Genomic DNA, 5,347 nt, shown 5'->3' on the forward strand with positions numbered 1-5,347 from the left:
AGCCACTTGCGCGCAGGCAGGTCGAAGCGGTTCTCGATGTTGTCGGCCCGCGCGGCCAGGACTTCACGGGACGGAAGTACCCGCCCCTTCATGCCGACCACGACGGTGTTGCCCTCGCGGGTGGGCCGCATGCTCCACACGGCCGCCTCGCCGAAGGCGGCCGCGATGCGCGCCGCGCTCTGCTCGTAGCTCGCATCGCGGCCGAACAGGTTGACCGTCATCACGCCGCCATCGGCCAGCACGCGGTGGCAGGCGCGGTAGAACGCGTCGTCGTCGAGCACCGGGCTGGCGGCCTCGTGGTCGTACAGGTCCACGCACAGCACCTGCACGCTGCCGGCATTCTTCGGGTCGGCCACCCACAGGCCGGCGTCCTGGTTCAGCACCTGCAGCCGGTCGTCGTCTTCCGGCAGCTTGAACCACAGCCGGCAGGCGGTGATGACGGTCGGGTTCAGCTCGACGGCCGTGGTGCGCATGCCCATGCGCTGCGTGAAGCGCGTGATGGCCGCGGCGCCCAGGCCGAGCTGCACCGCATGGCCCTCGCCGAGCGCCTCGGGCTCGATCAGCAGCAGCCAGACCATCATGCGCTGCACGTAGTCGAGCTCGATCACGTTCGGCTTGCGCACGCGCATCGCGCCCTGCACCCAGGGCGTGCCCAGGTGCAGGTAGCGCACGCCGTCGGCCTCGGAGAGGGTAGCGGGGACGAGTTCGGGTTCGGGTGTCGGGCGGGCAGGCATCAGGGCAATGGTTCAGGCAATTCCGTGGGATTCGAAGGCGGCGCGCCAGGCGGCCAGCTTGCGCTCGAAGCTCCACGAGGCGTTGGCCGGGCTGGTCGACGGCAGGCGCGTCACCGGCACGCCGAGCGTCGCGGTGAACCGCATCGCCCGGGCCGATTCGCCGCCATTGTGGGCGATGCCCTGCAGGCCGGGCGCGAGCCGCTGCAGGCCGGCGAGGTCGTTGTACTGCGCATCCTCGATCGCGCTGTCGAGGCTGCCCTCGCGGCGGCAATGGGCATAGACGTCCCAGATGCCCAGCCCGCGCTCGCGCACTTCGTCGATGCGCCGGGCGTAAGGCAGGGTCCGCAGGTCGACATCCCACAGCGCCGACAGGATCGGCCAGAAGTGGTTGCGCGGGTGGGCGTAGTACTGGCCGGCCTGCAAGGAGGCGACGCCAGGAAAGCTGCCCAGCACCACCAGCCGCGTGCGCGGGCCGATCACCGGCGGCAGGCCCTGCAGCAGCGGCTCGACGGTGGGGGTGGCGGTGGAAGAGAGCGCTGGCTTCATCGGGCCGGCCAGTCTGCCAGAGCCGCGAGGCGCGGCAGCGCGGCGTGCGTGTTGGCGCGTGTCAGTTGCGACAAGTCGTGCAGCGACAGGCCGCGCAGGCCGGCCAGCACCTCGGCGATGCGCGGCAGCTCCGCCGGCTCGTTGCGCGAGGTGGCACCCGCCGCGCGCTGCCCGGCCGTGCGGTACAGCCAGTGCGGCGGGATGTCGGGGGCATCGGTCTCCAGCACCAGGGCCTCGGCCGGCACCGTCTGCGCCAGGCGGCGGATCTGCAGCGCGCGATCGAAGGTCATCGCGCCGCCGAAACCCAGCTTGAAGCCCAGCCCGACGAACACCTCGGCCTGCTGCGCGCTGCCGTTGAAGGCGTGGGCGATGCCGCGCACCTCGATGCGGCGCAGGTGCTTCAGCAGCGAATCGGCCGAGCGCCGCACATGCACGATCACCGGCAGGCCGAACTCGCGCGCCAGCTTCAGCTGCTCAGCGAAGAAGTGCTCACCACGCGCCTGGTCGAGGCCCGGCACGAAATGGTCCAGCCCGATCTCGCCGACCGCCACCAGGCGGGGGTCGCCGATGTGCTGCGCCAGGGCCTGGCGCAGCAGCGCCAGGTCGCCGTCGCCGGCCGCGTCGACGCACAGCGGGTGGATGCCCAGCGCATAGGCCAACCCATGCTGGTGCGCCAGCGCCCTCACCGTCTCGAAATTGCCCACCGCGACCGCCGGCAGCACCTGCTGCGTGACGCCGGCGGCCCGCGCCCGCTCGACCACCGCCTCGCGGTCGGGGTCGAATTCGGGGGCATCGAGGTGGCAATGGGAGTCGATCCAGCGCATCCCCCGGATGATGCCTTGCCCGCCAGCTCAACCAGTACCTCGGGGCGTGCACGGCCGGCGACTCCGTGTTACGGTGACGCCATCGTCAGCGTTCGGCACAGTTTTGTTTCTCAATGTGCCGACTGCCATCGCAGGAGGCAGGCATGAGACAGGCTCCGCTCTACAGCCGCTCTCGGCGGGCACCCGCCGGTGCATCCTCGGTTGCGCCCGAGACACCGGTCGCGGCGGACGCATCGCCGGCGGCAACACCCGCCGTGGCGCCCTCCCGCTGGCGCGGCTGGTTCGGCCGCCATGAACGCCTGCTGTGGGGCTTTTCCGGCGCCGTGCTGGTGCTGGGCGGCGTGGCCGGCTGGCAGGCGATCAACCCGGCCGCCCGCGCGCTAACCCAGGCCGACATCGACGCCGCCGTGCGCCACTCGCTTGAGAAGGAGCCGCTGCCGTCCGCCTACGCGAAGGCGTACGAGATCATCGCCCCGTCGGTCGTGCGCGTGGTCGGCACCGATGGCGACGAGCCCGACCGCGCGAAGGCCGAGGCCACGCCCGATGCGAAGCGCGCCAAGCCGGGGCCGCTGCCGAAGGCCGCGAAGCCCGTGCCGGGCGACCGCAAGAAGCAGACCGCCTCCGACTCGCCCGAGCCCGGCGAGCCGCACCTGTCCACCTCCACCGGCTCCGGCGTCGTGATCATCGACAACGGCACCATCCTGACCAACCTGCACGTGGTGCAGGGGTCGAAGAAGTTGCGCGTGACCTTCGCCGACGGCTTCGAGTCGGACGCGACGGTGGTCGGCGTCGAGCCGGAGCACGACCTGGCGGTGCTGCGTGCCAAGAGCATTCCCGACGACCTGCAGGCCGCGACGATGCGCTCGGCCTCCGACCTGCGGGCCGGCGACCAGGTGATCGCGGTCGGCTACCCGTTCGGCATCGGCCCGTCGGTGTCCGGCGGCGTGATCTCCGGCCTGAAGCGCGACTTCCGCTCGCCGCAGGGCCAGCGGCTGCTGAACAACCTGATCCAGTTCGATGCCGCCGCCAACCCCGGCAACTCCGGCGGCCCGCTGGTGACGATGGACGGCTCGGTGGTCGGCATCGTCACCGCGATCCTGAACCCGACCGAGCACCGCACCTTCATCGGCATCGGCTTCGCGGTGCCGATCGACAGCGCCGCCAACGCGGCCGGCATGCCGCCGTTCTGATTTCCACCCTCACCCGGAGACTTCATGGACCAGCCCGACAGCCAGAACACCGCGACGCTGATGGAGCGGCTGCTGTACGAAGTCAAGCGCGTCGTGGTCGGGCAGGACAAGTTCCTCGAGCGCGTGATGGTGGCGATGCTGGCCCAGGGCCACCTGCTGGTCGAGGGGGTGCCGGGCCTCGCGAAGACGATCACCATCAAGACGCTCGCGACCACGCTGCGCGGCAGCTTCAAGCGCATCCAGTTCACGCCCGACCTGGTGCCGGCCGACCTGGTCGGCACACGCATCTACAACCAGAAGACCGGCGAGTTCGCGACCTCGCTCGGCCCGGTGTTCGCGAACCTGCTGCTGGCCGACGAGATCAACCGCGCCCCGGCCAAGGTGCAGAGCGCGCTGCTGGAGGTGATGCAGGAACGCCAGGTGACGATCGCCGGCGAGACGCACAAGGTGCCCTCGCCCTTCCTCGTGATGGCCACGCAGAACCCGATCGAGACCGAGGGCACCTACCCGCTGCCCGAGGCGCAGGTCGACCGCTTCATGATGAAGGTGCTGGTCGGCTACCCGAGCGAGGAAGAGGAGTTCGTGATCGTCGAGCGCGTCACCGGCGACCCGGTGCAGGTGAGCGCCGTCGCGAGCACCGAGCAGCTCGCCGAGCTGCAGCACCGCTGCCGCAGCGTGTACGTCGACCCGGCGCTGATGCAGTACGCGGTGCGGCTGGTCAGCGCGACGCGCAACCCGGCGCGCTACGGCCTGCCGGACCTCGCCAAGTTCATCASCTTCGGCGCCAGCCCGCGCGCCACCATCRRCCTGAYCGAGGGCGCSCGCGCGMTGGCGCTGCTGCGCGGGCGCAGCTATGCGCTGCCCGAAGACGTGCTCGACCTGGTGCCCGACGTGCTGCGGCATCGCCTGGTGCTGAGCTACGAAGCGCTCGCCGAGGGGCTGAGCGCGGACCAGGTCGTCCACAAGATCGTGCAGAAGGTGCCCAAGCCCGACAAGCCGATGGCGCACCGGGCCGAAGAAGCGGGGCGCTGATGGACGAGTCCGCCAGATCGCCTGCGACGCCCAGCGCCGAATCGGTGCTGCAGCGGCTCGAGTGGACCGTGCTGCGCCGCCTCGACGGCCTGCTGCAGGGCGACTACCGCACGCTGTGGCGCGGCGCCGGGCTCGACCTGGCCGACCTGCGYGAGTACCAGCACCACGACGACGTGCGCCACATCGACTGGAACGTCACCGCGCGGCTGCAGGTGCCGCACGTGCGCGAGTTCACCGAAGACCGCGAGATGAGCGCCTGGTTCCTGCTCGACCTGAGCGGCAGCATCGATTTCGGTGCGCAGCGCAGCAAGCGCAGCGTGTCGGCCGAGTTCGTCACCGTGCTGGCGCGCCTGCTGACGCGGCACGGCAACCGCGTCGGCGCGGTGTTCTACGGCAGCCAGGTCGATGCGGTGCTGCCGCCGCGCACCGGCCGCAGCCATGTGCTGAACCTGCTGCAGCGGCTGCGCGCGCATGCGGCGCCGCAGGCTGCAGCGCAGCGCGAGACGCGGCTCGGCGACCTGCTGCAGCGCGCGGCGACGATGATCCCGCGGCGTTCGATGGTGTTCGTCGTCTCCGACTTCATCAGCGCACCCGGCTGGGCCGACGCGATGGCGCGCCTGGCGCAGCGCCACGAGGTGCTGGCGGTGCGGCTGTACGACGAGATGGAACTCGACCTGCCGGACCTCGGCCTCGTCACGCTGCAGGATGCCGAGACCGGCGAGCAGCTGCTGGTCGACACCCACGACSCGGGYTTCCGCGAGCGCTTCGCGCGCATCGCCGAGTCGCGCGAGGACGAACTGCACGCCGCCTTCGCGCGCGCCGGCGTCGACACGCTGGAGCTGACCACCGACGACGACCTGGGCGAGGCGCTGCTGCGCTTCGTCGAGCTGCGCCGGCAGCGCGCGCGGGCCTCGCACGGCGGCGGGATGGCGGCGCACCYGCGGCCTCTTGTCGGTGCATCGAGGAGCGCGGCATGACCTTCGTCTGGCCTCACCTGCTGTGGGCGCTGCTGGCGGTGCCG

Annotated in this window: 6 protein-coding genes; 3 read left to right on the forward strand and 3 right to left on the reverse strand. The window is 71.3% G+C overall.

Features of this window, described 5'->3' with window-relative positions:
* The 3 genes from AC1D15_RS16770 to AC1D15_RS16780 all read right to left on the reverse strand — a co-directional run.
* Positions 1-734: class I SAM-dependent methyltransferase (locus AC1D15_RS16770; RefSeq protein ID WP_477826860.1), on the reverse strand; the 734-nt coding region annotated here is incomplete at its 3' end.
* 12 nt (positions 735-746) lie between these two features.
* Complete coding sequence (locus AC1D15_RS16775; protein WP_477826861.1) at positions 747-1,280, reverse strand: DNA-deoxyinosine glycosylase; 534 nt, start codon at positions 1,278-1,280, stop codon at positions 747-749.
* A complete protein-coding gene (locus AC1D15_RS16780; protein ID WP_477826862.1) occupies positions 1,277-2,104 on the reverse strand; it encodes a TatD family hydrolase in 828 nt (275 codons plus the stop codon). The genes AC1D15_RS16775 and AC1D15_RS16780 overlap by 4 nt, the downstream gene beginning before the upstream one ends.
* Positions 2,105-2,247: 143 nt before the next feature.
* Between AC1D15_RS16780 and AC1D15_RS16785 the strand changes: the two genes are divergently transcribed.
* The 3 genes from AC1D15_RS16785 to AC1D15_RS16795 are packed head-to-tail and all read left to right on the forward strand — an operon-like array spanning position 2,248 to position 5,303.
* Entirely contained in the window at positions 2,248-3,294 is a 1,047-nt protein-coding gene (locus AC1D15_RS16785) for a S1C family serine protease (protein WP_465111857.1), read from the forward strand.
* Positions 3,295-3,318: 24 nt separating this feature from the next.
* Entirely contained in the window at positions 3,319-4,326 is a 1,008-nt protein-coding gene (locus AC1D15_RS16790) for an AAA family ATPase (RefSeq protein WP_477826863.1), read from the forward strand.
* Positions 4,326-5,303: a DUF58 domain-containing protein gene (locus AC1D15_RS16795; RefSeq protein WP_477826864.1), complete on the forward strand. Its 978-nt coding sequence runs from the start codon at positions 4,326-4,328 to the stop codon at positions 5,301-5,303. The genes AC1D15_RS16790 and AC1D15_RS16795 overlap by 1 nt, the downstream gene beginning before the upstream one ends.
* Positions 5,304-5,347: the final 44 nt, after the last annotated feature.

The organism is Rhizobacter sp. P2_H2 (assembly GCF_056403375.1).